Origin of the sequence: Gaetbulibacter sp. M240 (genome assembly GCF_043876815.1) — a bacterium.
GTDB lineage: Bacteria > Bacteroidota > Bacteroidia > Flavobacteriales > Flavobacteriaceae > Gaetbulibacter_A.
The window spans coordinates 324,712-342,277 of record NZ_JBAWKA010000004.1 but is presented as its reverse complement, the minus strand read 5'-3'; the positions used below and the strand labels follow the sequence as shown (position 1 = coordinate 342,277).

General features: G+C 29.8%; 14 protein-coding genes. 1 reads left to right on the top strand and 13 read right to left on the bottom strand.

Annotated elements, in window-relative coordinates; all coding sequences use genetic code 11:
* Positions 1-143 precede the first annotated feature (143 nt).
* A complete protein-coding gene (locus V8G61_RS12770) occupies positions 144-2,009 on the top strand; it encodes a hypothetical protein (RefSeq protein WP_394876192.1) in 1,866 nt (621 codons plus the stop codon).
* Between the two features lie 158 nt (positions 2,010-2,167).
* Here V8G61_RS12770 and asnB read toward each other — a convergent pair whose 3' ends face one another.
* The 13 genes from asnB to V8G61_RS12705 all read right to left on the bottom strand — a co-directional run bounded on the left by asnB (position 2,168) and on the right by V8G61_RS12705 (position 17,161).
* Positions 2,168-4,075 (bottom strand): asparagine synthase (glutamine-hydrolyzing), encoded by a 1,908-nt coding sequence (gene asnB, locus V8G61_RS12765; protein ID WP_394876190.1) that lies wholly within the window; start codon positions 4,073-4,075, stop codon positions 2,168-2,170.
* 36 nt (positions 4,076-4,111) lie between these two features.
* On the bottom strand, positions 4,112-5,095 hold the full coding sequence (locus V8G61_RS12760) for a polysaccharide deacetylase (RefSeq protein WP_394876189.1): 984 nt from the start codon (positions 5,093-5,095) through the stop codon (positions 4,112-4,114).
* Between the two features lie 13 nt (positions 5,096-5,108).
* Positions 5,109-6,269, bottom strand: coding sequence for an EpsG family protein (locus tag V8G61_RS12755; RefSeq protein WP_394876187.1), 1,161 nt, complete (start codon positions 6,267-6,269; stop codon positions 5,109-5,111).
* Positions 6,270-6,271: 2 nt separating this feature from the next.
* A complete protein-coding gene (locus V8G61_RS12750) occupies positions 6,272-7,168 on the bottom strand; it encodes a glycosyltransferase family 2 protein (protein ID WP_394876186.1) in 897 nt (298 codons plus the stop codon).
* Positions 7,152-8,267, bottom strand: a complete 1,116-nt coding sequence (locus V8G61_RS12745; protein WP_394876185.1) for a glycosyltransferase — start codon at positions 8,265-8,267, stop codon at positions 7,152-7,154. The genes V8G61_RS12750 and V8G61_RS12745 overlap by 17 nt, the downstream gene beginning before the upstream one ends.
* Positions 8,264-9,247, bottom strand: coding sequence for a glycosyltransferase (locus V8G61_RS12740; RefSeq protein ID WP_394876183.1), 984 nt, complete (start codon positions 9,245-9,247; stop codon positions 8,264-8,266). Before V8G61_RS12740 ends, V8G61_RS12745 begins: the two co-directional genes overlap by 4 nt.
* A 2-nt stretch (positions 9,248-9,249) precedes the next feature.
* Positions 9,250-10,323 (bottom strand): polysaccharide pyruvyl transferase family protein, encoded by a 1,074-nt coding sequence (locus V8G61_RS12735; RefSeq protein WP_394876181.1) that lies wholly within the window; start codon positions 10,321-10,323, stop codon positions 9,250-9,252.
* A gap of 26 nt (positions 10,324-10,349) precedes the next feature.
* Complete coding sequence (locus V8G61_RS12730; protein ID WP_394876179.1) at positions 10,350-11,114, bottom strand: formyl transferase; 765 nt, start codon at positions 11,112-11,114, stop codon at positions 10,350-10,352.
* Positions 11,107-12,150 (bottom strand): glycosyltransferase family 2 protein, encoded by a 1,044-nt coding sequence (locus V8G61_RS12725; RefSeq protein ID WP_394876177.1) that lies wholly within the window; start codon positions 12,148-12,150, stop codon positions 11,107-11,109. The genes V8G61_RS12730 and V8G61_RS12725 overlap by 8 nt, the downstream gene beginning before the upstream one ends.
* Positions 12,151-12,243: 93 nt before the next feature.
* Entirely contained in the window at positions 12,244-13,257 is a 1,014-nt protein-coding gene (locus V8G61_RS12720; protein WP_394876176.1) for a glycosyltransferase family 2 protein, read from the bottom strand.
* Positions 13,258-13,291: 34 nt separating this feature from the next.
* On the bottom strand, positions 13,292-14,827 hold the full coding sequence (locus V8G61_RS12715) for a lipopolysaccharide biosynthesis protein (RefSeq protein WP_394876174.1): 1,536 nt from the start codon (positions 14,825-14,827) through the stop codon (positions 13,292-13,294).
* Positions 14,828-14,860: 33 nt separating this feature from the next.
* Entirely contained in the window at positions 14,861-16,141 is a 1,281-nt protein-coding gene (locus V8G61_RS12710) for a nucleotide sugar dehydrogenase (protein WP_394876173.1), read from the bottom strand.
* A gap of 21 nt (positions 16,142-16,162) precedes the next feature.
* Positions 16,163-17,161 (bottom strand): SDR family oxidoreductase, encoded by a 999-nt coding sequence (locus tag V8G61_RS12705; protein ID WP_394876172.1) that lies wholly within the window; start codon positions 17,159-17,161, stop codon positions 16,163-16,165.
* Between the last annotated feature and the right edge of the window lie 405 nt (positions 17,162-17,566).

Below are 17,566 nucleotides of genomic sequence, written 5' to 3'. Positions count from 1 at the left end.
TTTACACTTTAACGATAATAATTGCATTTAATCGAATAATTGAATTGTATTTTATCGAAATAAAATGCATTTTATCGTGTTTTTTTAATAAATATCTTAGTATTGTTTTGAAAATAGCCCCTAACCTATACAAGACCCTAACCATGAAAAGAAGAATATTGATAGCCTCGATTTTACTAAGTATTTTTTCCCTGAACGTAGCCTGTAGTAATGAACCATTAACGGAAGATCCTGCAGCCATTTCCACGGAACCCACCCAAAAGGAACCTATTCTGATAAACGGTGAAACACCTTGCGACTTTACCTTAAACAATTTGGACCCCAACAGTACGGTTATTATTGATTGTTTAATAGACCTGCAAGGCCAAACAATTAATATTCCTGCCGGTGTAACCTTAGAACACCAATCCGGAGGCGATATTATTAATGGGGCCTTGAATTTTTCTGAGGGTTCGATCATTTCCGGTGAGTTATTAAATGCTAGTTTAGAATTATCTGGTAATACGGCCCAGTTAAAAAGTCCTAATTTTAATTTTATTCCTGAACGTTGGGAAATTGTTCAAGGCGTAGTTTCGGATGATTTGGCACTTGGTAATAGACATATTATAAATAAAGCTATTTCTATGACCAAAAGTATGGGTATGACTGTTTTTCAAATTGATAAATTAGACGCTTATTTTGATTGTCAATTATATTGGGTTAACGCTAAAGAACAAGCGGAAAACGCCATTAGAGTTCCATCAAATACTGAATTAAAAATGTCTAATAACACCTATTTACGAGTGCAACCTAGTAATGCCCCCGCCTATACACTTTTGGCAATTTATGATGTTGTAAATGTTAAAATTACTGGAGGAAATTTATATGGTGATCGATGGGACCATGATTATTCGCCTGTAAATGATAGAAATGGAAATAACAGAGATGGTCATGAATGGGGCTTTGTCATACAAGTATCAGGAGGTAAAAATGTTACCATAGATGGTGTTAATATTCAGGATGCCACTGGTGACGGTTTTATTGTAAACTCAACTAATATAAGAAATGAAAACGGCGAACCTGGTAATACCGTTATTTCGGAAAATGTGATACTTAAAAATAGTATTGTTAATAAAAGTAGAAGAAATGGTATAGGAATAGTAGATGGAGATGGAATTTTAATTGAAAATTCTGAAATAACTAATACTGGTTTAGGCGAAAATCCTTCAGGTGTTAATTATAGTTCTGCAGGCACTTGGCCAAAATATGGTGTTGATCTTGAAGCTTGGAGAGTTCGTGAAGCAGATGGTACATTAAAAGAATACGAAAGGGTAGAAAATGTAACTTTTAGAGGTAATTCATTTAGCAACAATAAAGCTGGAGATATTGATTTGTACACTTGTTCATTTATTACTATAGAAAATAATACGTTTGATGGTATGATTGCAAACATAGCAGCTCATGATATAATTATTAAAAATAACATTTTCCAGGCTAGGGTTTTAGCTGATGGGACTTCTTTTCAAAATGCAATATTATTGAAGTCTAATGTGAACCAATGGGATGGTGAGTTTACTAAAAACTATATTATCTCTGGAAACACGATTAAAGGTTATCAAAATGGAATACTAGTAAGTGGCGAAAATTTTAATATTTTCAATAATGAAATAAACGACTGTAAAAATAGTTTCGTTTTTGGAGGTTTAAAAAATAGTGTATCACATGACAATATAATTAATAGTGGTGTGAGTGATAGTTTTGGATATTATTCAAGAGGTGGGGCAGCTAATAATTTCAAAATTTATAATGAAAAAATAACTGTTATGCGTCGTGCTCTGAACCTCTATGATTTAACAATTGACCCTAGTCAGTTATTGGAATTTGATAATTGCGAATTTATTTCAATTGACAATACAAATAATGAAATTAACAATTGTAAAAATATTCTGATTAAGAATAGTGCGTTTAATAGAGAAACAAATATCATTAATTCCACAAACATTATTTTTGAAAATGTACAATTAAATTAATAATTTTAAGAGATTGAATGTATTTTTGATAATTAAAAGCGGAAGTTATTCCGCTTTTTTTATATAACAACATATTGCTAAATTTTCACTATTGATTTAAATATTAACACTCCATATTTTTAATATTAAGATTGAAAAAGTTTGATATTCTAATTATTTTAAATTTTTGAATAGGTATTATAATACCATTTTTGAAAACAGTAAAAAGTCCAGACTTTAAATGAATTATCATCTTTTCCGTTCAAATGATTTAAAACTAATTCTTTAGTTGTTTGCACATTAAATATATCTTGTTCAATAAGAGTTGGTTCGTTTATATAACTTAAAAGTTCTAATTTTAATGAGGTTTTAAGCCAATCACCTACAGGTACGCCAAAACCACTTTTACTTTTATTTAAAAAGTCTTTAGGAAATTGGCTTTTAAAAGCTTCTTTTAGGATGTACTTTTTGTTCCAACCTTTTAAAAGAAAATTTTCGGGTATAGAATTTGTAAACTCCCATATTTTTTTATTTAAAAAGGGAGCTCTACATTCCAGAGAATTTAACATACTTGTTCTATCCACTTTTACCAACATATCCCCCTCTAAACTTATAAGCTTATCTATATTTCTAAAATCAGTTAAGTTGTCAGGATTCTGAATATTAGTTTTTTTAATATAATAATCAAACACTTTTTTAGAGTCCAAATGATCATTTTTTAAAATATTTTTCAAATGATTATTGGTAAAGCCTAGTGAAATAATGTCGTAATAAAATTGGCCATTATAATCAAAAGAGTTTAACAGTCGTTTCGTTTTGAATTTTAATCCTCTGTTATCGCTTGATACTTTCAGTAGGGGTTTTGTAACTTCCTTTAAAAAATTATGAACTTTTCGAGGGACTACATTTGTATACGTTTTGTTAAATTTACCCATATAATATTTATTATATCCGCCAAATACTTCATCACCACCATCCCCAGTTAAAGCTACGGTAACATGCTCTTTAGTTTTTTTGGACACTAAAAAAGTTGGAAGAGCAGAAGAATCTGCAAAGGGCTCGTCAAAATTTGTCAATATATTATGAACGTCTTCTTCCAGATCTTTTTCATCAATAATAAATTCATGATGATCACTACCTATTATATTTGCAACAGTTCTGGATTTTTCAGATTCATCATAAACCTTATTTTTAAATCCAATGGAAAAGGTGTTTATTGGAGTCGATTTGGACTGCGCTAAACATAATGAAACTACAGAAGAGTCGACACCTCCCGATAGAAATGTTCCTAGCGGAACATCTGAAATTGATCGACTCTCTACACTTTGGTAAATTAAATCTTTAACGTTATAAACGGCTTCTTTGAACGATATTTTCTTATTCAAACCAGTTTCCTTTGTATTCGAAATAGGATAAATTTCAAAACTATGATCATCAATATCATAACTTAAGTAGTGATTCGCTTCTAGTTTGTGACAGTCCTCGTAAATTGTATACGGTGCCGGTATATAAGTTAATCTTAAAAACAAATTAAGACCATCAATAGAAATATCTGGTTTGGTATCAATGGTGTTAATTATAGATTTTAGTTCTGAGCCCCAAATAAAATTGTTTGAAGTAGATGTGTAATACAAAGGTTTTTCTCCAAAAAAATCTCTTACTATAAATACCTTATTGATATTTTTATCATATATACTGAAGGCAAACATACCATCGAGCTTTTTAAAAGAAGACACACCTTCGGTTTCATATAATTTAAGAATGACCTCAGTATCACTTTTTGTATTAAATTTAACACCCTTTGAAACAAGATATTGCCTAAGTTGAATGAAATTATAGATTTCACCATTAAAAACAATTGTAATGTTTTTATCTTCAGAATTCATAGGTTGGTTTCCTGACTCGATATCTATTATAGAAAGCCTTCGCATACCAAGAGCTATTGAAGCATTTGGGTTGGTTTCTGCAAAAACACCATTATCATCGGGGCCCCTATGAATAATTAAATTATTCATGCCTTGTATGATTTTAATTAACTCTTGACGACTTAATTTGCGTTTGCTTATTACCCCGTTAATTCCACACATATATTGTTTTATTAATTTTGTATTATACTTTTTGGTTTAATTAGAATTATTGAATATTTCACTTGAAAGGGACTCCATTGTTTCGCTCTTAAAATTATATTTGGATTTTAAAAAATCAAAATGATTATATATCATTTCTAAATTTCTCATGTTTTCTCTAAAGTTAACACCAAAATTATGAGGGTGCCACCACAAATGATACAAATGACCATTTTTTGCTGCATGGGTCATGGCTTTTTTAATTCGCATTATTTTTAAAGATTCTAAAAACTTTAAAGATATATTATAAGGTCTTAAAAATCTTGATGAAGGAAGGTTTACACAATTATCCTGAAATGACTTTAAATCTTTTAATGGGTAGGTGAAATATCCAAAAAGATTTATATAACTATCCATTAATCTTAGACCTCTACCCATTATTACTGGAAGATAACTATTGGATTTATAAATAGTGCTATTTTCTGTTCCGCGATAAGAAGTAATACCATAAGAATACAGAATATTTAAATAGTTTTGATTTACTTGATTCCTTGGAAACACAATACTTTTTAATACAACGCCTTTACTTTTTGCAATATTTACTGCAGATTTAAGATCAGCTTCAAATTCGTTAATAGTTTGGTCTGGTTCATTACAATAATAGTGACAGAAGGTATGTGTTCCTATTTCATGACGCTTATCTTTCTTTAATTGTTCTAATAGAGAATTGGCATAGTGATAGGGATCATCTTTCTCATCGAATCCTATTTGCTCAAAAAGGGAATATGCGTTTAAAATTCCATTAGAGTATGAAGGTTTTAAATTGGGGGTATAAAAAGTTAATTCTTTTTTATTTTTCGCAAATAAAAATCCTACTGTTGCAACGGTCAATCTTATATTATATTGATTACTTAAATCAACAATAGACTTCAAAGCTTTTGGTGTATTTTCCAGATTTTCTTGGTACTGGCTTACAGTTTTTAAATCAAAAAGTCCCCAATGCAATTCAAAATCTAAGGATATTACAAATTTGCCATTCATGTCTAAGGTGGTTTTAATTAGTTTGTCGACTTTCGATGTTATCACTACTTCCAGAAGAAGAAAGCGCTGGTATTACCATAAAATTGAGAGCAAAATAACCAATTGTAATAAGTGTTAAATAATGAAGTGATTTATTAGGATATGTATAATTTATTGTACTGTAAAATAAAAGAGGAATAGCAATCCAACTGTAAACTCCAATTCTGTCTGAAAATGGAATATTAAAATTAAAATAGAAAATAATAGATGATAAAATAAAATATTTAATTAAAAACAGATTACTTCTATTTTTTAAATCACCAAGCTTTAAAAAGAGAAATAGAAATAAGGAATTGTATACAACAAAATCTGGTCTAAAACCAATTCTGTAATTTGTTTCACCTTGAAATACTAATCTTTGAAAATCCTCGCCACCGATAGATGATAAAAACCATATTTTATCAAAACCAAAACCTATAAACGCTAGACCAATTGCAGTAAAATAAAGAATGAAAAAGTATTTTAACTTTATGTTTTTAGCAATTTGAGCAAAAATAATACAGGCGATTGGTATTAACGCTGTGCCATGACAGAGAAATGCAATAAATAAAAAAGAAAAGCACAACTTGTAATTTTTTTCTATCATATAGTATACACCGAAAAGAACGAAAGGAATAGCTAAGCCATTTCTTATAGTATTTACCTGATGAGAAAAGAAAACAAATGAACTCGCTATTAAAAAAAATAATAATAAACTACTACCGGATTTCCCATAATTCGTATAAAGCCTCACGAATTTATACATGCTCAAATTTATAATTATTGATATAGTTAAAATAAAAAACGTGAAACTTTTAAAAGGAAAAGTTACATACATGATAACTTCAAATATTAGATCAGTATCAAAATAGTTGAAAAAGTCAATTAAATTGGTTCTTTGAATTCCTTGTAAGTAGTAAAAATAGTAATAATTCCAGGTATCAGTTCCAATTTTCAGTCCTCTTGTTCCAAAAAGAAGAATAACTAAGATTACAAATATTATTAAAATATTTCTATCTGTTCTTTTGTATTTAATTTTATCAATTGAAGCTAAATATCGGATAATTAGTGAACCAAAAATGACAAATCCAAATAATATCCAAGAATAAATATTATAATAATCTTCAGTATCAAAATGGTCGAAAAGATAGTACATAGCTAATATTGTTCGATTTTGTAAACCATAATTTTATTAATTATTTTATTATGACTTTTAATGGCTGTTTTACTTATGGAATCCGATCTTCTTTTTACAATAATTTCCATCAATCCAGAATATTCAAAAAATAAATAAATTAACATTTTAAATAATTTTTCTATTGAATAATATATACTTTTAGATATCCCAATTATTTTCCTGTTTTTCCAAAATAATTTTAAAGATTGTCGTGTTGATGTTATATATTTCTTTAAAGAGAGCTCACTTTCTTCCCGATAATATAAACCTAAGAAATCAATTTTTGAAAATTTACTATTATCTATAGTCCTTATCCATAGATCAAAATCTTCGGTCCTGGTCAAATTTACATCATATTTATTTTTTTTAAACCAGTCTGACTTACCCATAATTGTAGGGTGAACACACCAATTTCCTGACAATATCTCTTTTTTAGTAAAATTAGCACTAGTATACCCCTTTCTAATTCCAATTATTCTATTAGCCCCATCAATCGATACAAGACCAGTTCCTACTAAGTCTATTTCAGGGTTTGAAATTAAATAATTTATTTGTGTTTCTATTCTCTCTGGATGCATCATGTCATCCGCATCCATTCTTGCATAAAACTTACCCTTTGCAAGATTCGATAATTGATTTAGGCGGAATGGTAATTTACTGTTATTACCATCACTATAAACTTTTATTCTTCTATCCTTTTTTTCAAAACTTTTTGCTATATTAAGTGAGTTATCAGAACTTCCATCATCCATAAGCAACAGTTCCCAATTTGTATATGATTGCAATAAAACGGAGTTTATAGCATAGGTTAAATACTTTTCAGAATTATAAAAGGGAATACCAATAGTAACTAAATAGGAGTTATTTTCTTTTTTCATAAAACATTTCTAAATTTTTTACGCTAAGGTTTATGTTATATCCATGTTTAGAAAGAACCTCTTTTCGTGTTTTTATACTTACTTTGGAATTATTTAAAGCCTCTTTCAATTTATTAAACCAAATATTAAAGTCATCATCCAAACTGCAAAAATGGATTAAGCCCATCCCTAAGTCTACCTCATTGGAGATATTTGTAGATATTATAGAAGGCGTACTGCATGCCTGAGATTCAACAAGAACAACAGGAAACCCTTCATGAAATGAAGGCATAATCATTATATCTGAATTGTTCAAAACTATATTTATATCAGATCTTACACCACAAAAAGTAACATAGTTTTCAATATCTAGCTTATTTGCTAATACCTTTAATTCACTTTCTAAAATTCCCCCGCCAACTATTGCTAAATGAAATTTAAAATTATGTTCCTTTAAAAATTTAGCAAAATTCAATGTAAAATTATGATTTTTAACAGGGCTTAAACGCCCTATTTGAGTGATAATTATGGTGTCTTTATTCAAAGATTTAGTTTTTAAAACTAAATTTCGTTGTTTATCATTTTCATTAATGAAATTATCCAAATCTATGGCATTTGGCAAAAAAGTAACTTTATCGCTTTTTGGAAATAAATATTTTGCGGCTTTTTCACCACATGCAATATAATCAGTAGCATACATGGAAATAATAACTTTTGAAACAGAATGATAAATTTTCCCAATAATTTTATTACTGTTAGCATCACTGGTATTATGTGAATGTGCAATCCTCATTTTTAAACCACCATAATAACCCGCTATTAAATGAAGTGCATTACTAAACATTTGATGACAATGGATTGCATGAAAAGGAGACTCCTTTTTTATTAATTTGTATAAAGCAATAGTTCGGCTAATCGGATTTTTATATTGTATGGGAGAAATTTTAAAAATTCGTCCGCCTAGCTTTATAATTTCTTTATCATAATCGCATTCTTCTTCAGTAAAATAAACAAAATCAAATTGAAATTTTTCTCTATCTAATTTTCTATATAAATTCATGAGCATGGTCTCAGCACCAGCTCTATTCATTCGTCCTACTATGTGTATTACTCTTTTCACTTTATTTTTATTTTTGAAGATAGAGTGTAAATCATTTTGAAAAAAAAATGATAAATCTTTAGGTTGTTTTTAACTAAATAAAAATCAAATTTATTTGAAGTTATAACGTATTTCTCAATCTTAAATTTATTGATGAGATCAAAGGCCAAAAACGGCAGCTCTAATCTACCACGTGAACTCATTTTAATAGTTTTTATAAAAGAATCTATTATAATTTCTTTTAATTCTTTTTCAAAGTTTGAAGAAATATTATCACTCTTTGTTAAGCCACTTAATTTATCAATTATATGAAGGCGATCGTTAATACTTTTATTCTTTATATTGTTAATACTTGCTATACTTCCGCTTCTAATTAAATAATTATAAAATGATTTTGGAATTATTTGACATTTATTAGCCTCAATAAGAACTCTAGGAGTAAATTCTAAATCTTCAAATAAAATCCCCTCGTAAAACCATAATTTATTTTTAATGAGAAAATCACGTTTATAAATAAACTTCCAGATATAAAACAAATTATTTAAATGTTTGATAAATAATTCTTCACCGGTTATAAGGTTTTTAATACTGTCCGGTATATATTCTCTTTTAGGAACACCATTGACAATTACCTCATGTCCAATCCAAAATAAATCTATATCATGTAATTTGATTTGCTCAAAAAGTAGTTTTAGGCAGTTTTCTTCTATCCAGTCATCAGAATCTACAAACCAAACATATTTTCCAGTAGCATTTTTTAACCCTGTATTACGTGCCCCGCTTAACCCTTTATTATCTTGAGAGATTATTTTTAAAGATTTAAATTCTTTTTTTAAATTTTCACAAATAGCCAAACTATTATCTGTAGAACCATCGTTTACAATAATAACTTCAAAACTAGATAATGGTATATTTTGATTAAAACAACTTCTGATGCATTTTTCAACATATTGAGAAACGTTGAAAACAGGAACTACTATGCTTAATACTAAAGATTCCATTTTTAAATATTTTCTTTTATAACCTCTAAAAATTCGGAATACCTATATTCTAAATCTTCTTTAGCCCTTTTATTATTTTCTGTTTTTAAAAATTTAATAGTGTTTATTATTTCTTCATCAGAAAAAAGTTCAATTAAATTAATATAATTTGCATTTTTTATCCAATAAAATGATGATTGAATTTTGTGGTTATTATTAAGAAATACAATTGCTGGGGTATTTGTAATGTAACAAAAAATCATCCCATGTAATCTATCCGTGATCACCATTTCAGCACCTTTAAATTCATTCCAAATTTTGTTAAGAGCTTTTACTCGATTGAACAATGGTAAATGAGCACCACCAATATGTGTGTCTCGAGTTTTCTTATCTTTAAAATTATTATCAATAATTTTAAAGAGCGTGTTTTCCTGGTCTTTATTTAGTTTTTTTTCTTTATCGTTTCTTAAACAAACAATTACACCTTTTCTCTCTCTTTCAGGTTTTGTTTTATCTAAGGTCAATACGATATCCGGGACAAGTAAAATTTTATTTTTCATAAAATGGGTATTAAAAAAATCAAATGACCTTTTCTCCCGAGCTGATAATATTAAATTCTTATGATTCGAATAAACTTTAATAGCCTTTTTTAAGGCTTTTTCACCAATTATATTATTTTTAAAATCAACGGTTTGAGGAAAGCAAACAATCTTATTCATCGGAAAATTAGTAATAACAGCTTGTCGGAAATCTTCAATGAGAGGATATAAATCTCCCATATTACCGCCACCAACAATTGTAATAATATCATCTTTTGATATTATTTTTTTTACAAATGAAATGCCTTCGATAGTTTTGCTTATAGGAATTTCAGTTACTAAATAATTTGGAAAATGTTTTTGTAAAAATTTATGCTGAGCATAGGTTATAGCTACATCACCTAAATTACCGTAATCGGCGGCAAGAAAAATAAATATTCGCTTTGTTGGCTGTTTAGGCTTTTTTAAACTAAATCTCTTTAATGCCCTAAAATTATAAAAGAACAGCAAGATTGATATTTTAAAACGAGTTGAAATAAACTTTTTAATGTTGAGCATAGTTTTTTTAAAAAATTAGAATAAAATTATTTCACCCTATTAATAATCCTGCTTTTAAGATAAAACCATATGGTTGGATGTGTCCACAATTTACTTTCTAAACCATTTGTAATTGTTTTTCGTTCTCCGTTCAATAAACTGTTTACAGCTAATTTCATACATTCAATGCCTTTAGCCATTTGTAAATAAGTATAAGACACAAAATTGTCCTGTTCATTAGTTTCAATTAGGTCTTGAAATAAGATACCGCCTGTATCAATACCAGGATCAACCAAATGAACGCTCACACCACAAAAACCATCCTTATTGATCTTAGACCAATAAGCGCCGTGTATCCCTCTGTAAAGAGGCGTAAACCCAGCATGTGTATTAATAAATGTCCCATGAACAGAATTCAGTACTTTTTTTGAAATAATACGTGTCCCATTAACAATAATAATGTCTGGTGATAATTTCGTCAAAAGTTCAATACACTCATCTGAATTTACAGAGTTTACTTTAATCAATTTTTCTGAATCGAAATTCTCAAAGGACAGTTCGTTTTTTTTAACAATTTCTGAAATTCTATCTTTAGATTCCCACCGTAAAAAAGGGATCATAATCTTTTGGAAAAGTACTTGTCCAATGACTTTAAACAGACCTAACTTTTTTATCCGACGTTTAATAAAGGTTTTTTTCGATACCGAATTTTCTAAAATAATATTAGATATATTATAATCTTTCTTGAGAGCGTTATAATTGCAGTAGGATGATGGACTATCTCCTACAAGCATAACTATTTTCTTATCCATTTCTATCAAATTTTAATTTTATAGCAAATCCGTTCAATAACCAAATCAACCACAATTGGTTATATTTAAAAAGAGTAATTATTATTTTCTTTTTTAATATTTCGTTTGTTATACCATTATAGTGTTTAAAGCAGTATTTAAATATCTCAGAGGCTCTTATTTTTTTTAAGGATTTTATTTTCAAACCTTCAGTGTGATTTTTTTCATTATTAATTAATGCGAAAGGGCTATGTGACACGTAATAATTAACCATGGCATTTATGAAATTCCTATTATGGATACCATATTTTTTTTGAATTTCTATGCGTTCAAAAAATTGATTTTCTAAATCCCTAAGAAAATTCGGCTTATATTTTAACTGCGTTAAAGAATTAGGGTTATAAACATAATAGTATAAATGATGATCTAAAGAGTACAATCCTTTAGCATTAATATAACATTCTAAATTAAAGGTGGAATCTACACCTCTTTTTAGTTTTTCATTATGAATTATGTTAAAATCATCAAGTAAACTCTTTTTTATCAGATTTATCCATGTAAACCATAAAAGAGAATTTTTATCGGGGGACCATTCAGAGATAAAACTTTTAATATCATAGTTTTCTAAAACCTTGTTTTTTGGAAACTTGGTAAAACCCTTAAATTGCTGTTTATCTTTTAAATAATAATAATTAAAGTTGACAATATCTACATGATATTTTGATGCGGTTTCATGAGCGATACTTAATAAATCCTTATCGATATAATCATCACTGTCCAGAAAATATATATAATCTCCTTTAGCTTTTTTAAAACCAAAATTAACGGCAGTGCTTTTACCTTTGTTTTTCTGTTTAAAATAATTAAATCGTTCATCTTCTTTTACAAAATCTTGACAAATAATTTCAGAATCATCTGTCGATCCATCATTCACAATTATCACCTCGAAATTTTCAAAAGTTTGATTTTTTATGGAATCAAGACACTTTTTCAAAAAGGACTCAGAATTAAAAACAGGTATTATTACAGAGATTTTAGGAATATTTTCTTTTGTCATTATTATTTTAGATAATTGGTTGTTCCATTTTGATTTTTTCTACTACATCTAAATGTTTAAAATTTGATTTTAGAATTTCGAAAAAACTCCTAACTACTTCAATTTAATTTTTAAAAGTATATCCAATACTCTTAAATATTTTTTTTTAAATAAATAAATGATTGCATTTTTACCTCTTGTTAAGTACACTGATTTTTTATAATTATTACAACAAAACTCAAATAGTTTACTTTCTCTCAGCGTTTTTAAATAATCTAAACCGTTTGTGTCTAAATTTTTATTGCGGTAAAAATTTGATAAAATTTCTATTAAAGAATGTTCTAAATAATTTTGAGCAATATCAGTGGTGTAAGGATCTATAAAAATGTTGAAATCCTTGTAAACTGAAATTCGTTCTTCAAATTGCACACTAAATTTTGGCAATAAATCTTTCCTGAATGTGGATTGTGTTAATGAATTTTCATTATATACATAAAAATATAGTGGATCACTGATATTATAAATTTTGTTAGCAGTAAGCAATAATCTTAAATTAAAGTCAGAATCCTCACCTAATAAAACATTCTCCTTGAATAAAATATTATTCTTCATTAAGAAACTAGTTTTAATAAAATACGTCCAACTAAACCATAAAAATTTATTTTTTACTGTGTCATATTTTAGTAATTCCAGAATATCAGAATGGTTAAGAATTGTATTTTTTGGTAAAACGGATTGCCTTTTATCTTCTAATTTATCTTTCACATAAAAGTATCCAAAATTCACAATATCTGCTTGATTCTCATTTGCTGCCTTGAACAATAACTCACCCGAATTTGGTGCTATATAATCATCACTATCTAAAAAAAAGATATAATCCCCTTGAGCTTTTAAAATCCCAAAGTTTCTGGCGGAGGAAAGACCTCCGTTTTCTTTAAAAAAATATTTAAATCTGGTGTTATTTTTTGTATAATTCAAACAAATTTCTTCAGAATTGTCTGAAGATCCATCATTAACCATTATGACTTCAATATTTTGAAAAGTTTGTAATAGTAAAGAGTCTAGACACTTTTTCAATGAATTTGAAGTATTATAAATTGGGACGATATAGGAAATTTTAATATTCATATTAAAATGATGTTTTATTTGAAAAATTAATGTGTCATTTAGACCAATTAATTTTCGTTAAGATTTTCGTTATTAAACTTTTAATAAATGTTTTTTCGAAATCGGTAATAAAATATTTAGTCAAGGAAAAAAATAGAATTGTGTAAATCATCGAATTTACAATAAAAACATATATGTTTTTTTCTGGTAAAAAAGACCTAATTATTAATCCTACACCAGTTGCGATAATTACGTGTAAAAATAGAGGACTAATTTCTTTGTAATATCTTTTCATATCCAAATTAGCTTTTTTTACATAATAAGGGATCATTAAAATTCTTTCTAATAATAAAAAAAACACAGTGACTAAAATCATTGAAATAATGCCATAGCTTTTAACTATTAAAATACTTATTACTGTTCCTATAACTGTTAAGAGAAGGAGTAAAAGTCCTCTGTATTTAAGCAATTGTTTAGCCTCTAATATGTTATTAGCAAATCCTTGGCTTAATATTGGCGTAAGTCCTACCATTATAATAATGGCATAGTAATAGGCCATCTCATATTCTTTACCAACCCAAAAGAACACAAAATCTTTACCAACAATAACAAATCCTCCCAAAATAAAAAGAAGCACTAAAAGAATTATTCTGGAAATTTTAATAAAAGTATCTGTTAATTGCTTTTTTGGAATATTTCCAACGGTCATTTGAATGGCTTTTGGTAAAAAAACACCGGAAATAGCTCCGGAAAATGCTCCGTAGTAATTCCCTAAAGTAATACCAACCGCATAAATAGCCACAAAAGTCGTTGAATAAAACGCGCCAATAATTAGTTGGCCGAATTGCCACCTTAATTGGTGTACAATTGCAAATACAAATAACCAAAGAGAGAAGCCTAATATATTATAAAATAGACTTTTATCATATTTGTGCAATTTTATTTTAACTCCAAGAATTTTGAATACGATATAAATATTGGCCACTATTATAATAAGATTCATTATGGTATCTAAAATCACCAAACCAATAGAATCACCACCATATAATAAAACTACTACAACAAGTAAACTTCTGACTATATATCGTATTATATTTACTGTTTTTGGTAAAATAAATTCCTCATAACCAGAGCAAATTCCTTGAAAAGCTCCTCCCGGAAGAGAAATCGCCAAATTGAAAATTAAAATAACCATCATTATTTTTGCCTTTTCAAATTGATCAGGAGTCAGGGTTTCGCCGTAAAGGTTTTCTAAATTAAAATAGATACTAAATCCGACAATAACCACTATTAAGGAAATACATGTGTACATTATAAAGCTATGTGCTAAGAAATTCTCTTCTCCCTTCTTGTCTTTTTCCGCTTTAAATTTAGCAACGAATTGTACTACAGTATTGTTAAGGCCAAAATCTAAAACACTCATGTAACCAATTAAAGCCCCGATCATGGTATATAATCCATATTCAGCACTCCCAAGCGATCGAATAATAAAAGGTGTTAAAAGAAGACCAACTATATTTGTAAGAAATATGGTAACATACGATAAGGCTGCACCTCCTTTAAGTTGATTTATTTTCTGAAATGCAAACATTTTAATGTTGAATCATTTTTTTCTTGTTAAGAGTTATAATCTCCCATTAACTTTCCCCTTCAAAACACCTTTAACATCATACAGTACGCCATCAGGTTTTAAAAGACTTTTGAAATCCATATCCAAATATTCCTGATGAGCTACGGTGAGGACGACAGCATCATAAGTTCCCTTGGGTTCTTCTTTTATGGTATCTAAATTATATTCGTGTTTTACTTCTTTTGGATTGGCCCAGGGGTCATAAATGGTGATGTCAGTGCCATAGGCTTTCAACTCTTTGATAACATCGACAACCTTGGTATTCCGTACATCCGGGCAGTTTTCTTTAAATGTGATACCTAACATCAAAACTTTGGCCCCTTTAATGTGAATGTTACTTTGTACCATCAATTTCACGATCTCCGAAGCTACATAATGGCCCATCGTATCGTTCACGCGGCGCCCGGCCAAAATGATCTCAGGATGGTAACCGACTTCCTGGGCTTTTTGCGCCAGATAATAGGGGTCAACACCTATACAATGGCCACCAACTAAGCCCGGTTTAAAAGGTAAAAAGTTCCATTTGGTGCCAGCAGCTTCCAAAACAGCATGTGTGTCGATGCCTAAAAGATTAAATATTTTAGCCAACTCGTTTACAAAAGCAATATTTATGTCACGTTGTGAGTTTTCAATAACCTTGGCAGCCTCAGCAACTTTAATGCATGGCGCCAAATGTGTACCGGCAGTGATCACACTGGCATAAAGCGCATTAACCTTTTCACCGATCTCCGGGGTGGAACCGGCCGTTACTTTCAATATTTTATCAACAGTATGTAATTTATCTCCGGGGTTGATCCGTTCCGGTGAATAACCGGCATAAAAATCCTCATTGAATTTCAGACCACTGATCCGTTCCAGAACAGGGACACATTCTTCTTCCGTAACACCGGGATAAACGGTAGATTCATAAATAACAATGTCATCTTTTTTCAGAACCTTAGCAACGGTTTCGCTGGATCTGTACAGCGGATTGAGATCCGGGCGATTATTTTTATCAATAGGGGTTGGTACGGTTACAATATAATAATTGCATACCGCTATGTCATCGCTATTTGATGAACACATTAGGCCTATGCCCGGACGCCTTTCTTTTTTCAAAACCCTTAGAAGATCGTCAGCAGAAACCTCAAGCGTATCATCAACACCTTTCGATAGGGCATTGATACGATCTTGATTGATATCAAAGCCAACCACATCATATTTTGTGGCAAATAAACGGGCAAGTGGCAAGCCAACATAGCCTAAACCGATCACGGCAATTTTAATGTCTTTCATGTTTTTAAATTAAAACGCTGTTTATTTTAAATGTTCCCAATACCAACTTACCGCTTCCTTTAAACCGGAATCGATATCGTACTTGGGATCATATCCTAATAGTTTTTTAGCTTTCTCAATAGAGGCTAGAGAGTGAGGGATATCTCCGGCCCGATTGTCGCGATGTTTGATCGCGATCTTGCTGATGTCTTTATCGAATTTTGATAAGTGTTTTTTTAATAGCTCAGTTAACTCCAGGAGCGTGGTTCGTTGGCCATAAGCCGTATTATAAACCGTGTTCAGAGCAGCCTGGTTTTGCGTACAAAGGGCTAAAATGTTCATTTGAACCACATTGTCGATATACGTAAAATCCCGTGAATAACTACCATCACCATTAATGAAGGGTGATTCGTGACTCATAAACTGAAGCACAAATTTTGGGATCACGGCTGCATACGCTCCATTAGGATCCTGTCTTCGCCCAAAAACATTAAAATAACGCAGACCAATGGTGTTTAGACCATAGGTACCCGAAAATATATCGGCATATAATTCATTAACGTATTTGGTGATAGCGTAGGGGGAGAGGGGTTTTCCAATGGTGTCTTCTACTTTAGGCAGTGCTTCGTGGTCTCCATAGGTGGATGAACTGGCCGCATAGATAAACCGTTTAACATCAGCATCCCTGGACGCTACCAACATGTTTAAAAATCCGGTTACATTAACGTCATTACTGGTAATGGGGTCTTTGATAGACCGTGGTACAGAACCTAAAGCGGCTTGATGTAACACAAAATCGATACCTTTACAAGCTGCCTTGCAGGTGTCTAAATCGCGAATATCACCTTCTATAAGTGTAAATTTCGGGTGACTTAAAAAGCTTTGGATATTTTCCCGTTTTCCGGTAGCAAAATTATCCAAACACACCACGTGAACCTCATTATTAAGAAGTTCTTCACATAGATTAGATCCTATAAAACCTGCACCACCTGTAATTAGGACATGCCTTCCTTTAAGATAATCCGTTTGATCTTGGGTCATTTGATTTGGGATTGATTAATAGCTACACAAAGATTAGAAAAAGATTGGAATATCGAATGATTATTATACTAAGTCCGCTATTTTAACGATGAAATTCAAATACATCTGAAGACATCGATAAAAAAAGCCATTTTAACGAGCTTCAGGAGAATTAGGCAGAAGTTTCAATTATTCATAAGGAAGCGATGAGATTCATATAGAATTGTAAGCAAAAATTATGATTTTTAATAAAATCGACAATGTGTCATTTTTATCTTTTAACGCCCTCATTAATGGTCGTTAACCGAATAAAATTATAGTTTTGGCGAAATTACATTTTTGGGTGTTTTGTTAATGGAAACTATTACTACATTTACACTATTAAAACACAAAAATTGAATTGATTAATAGCAAGTTGATTTAATT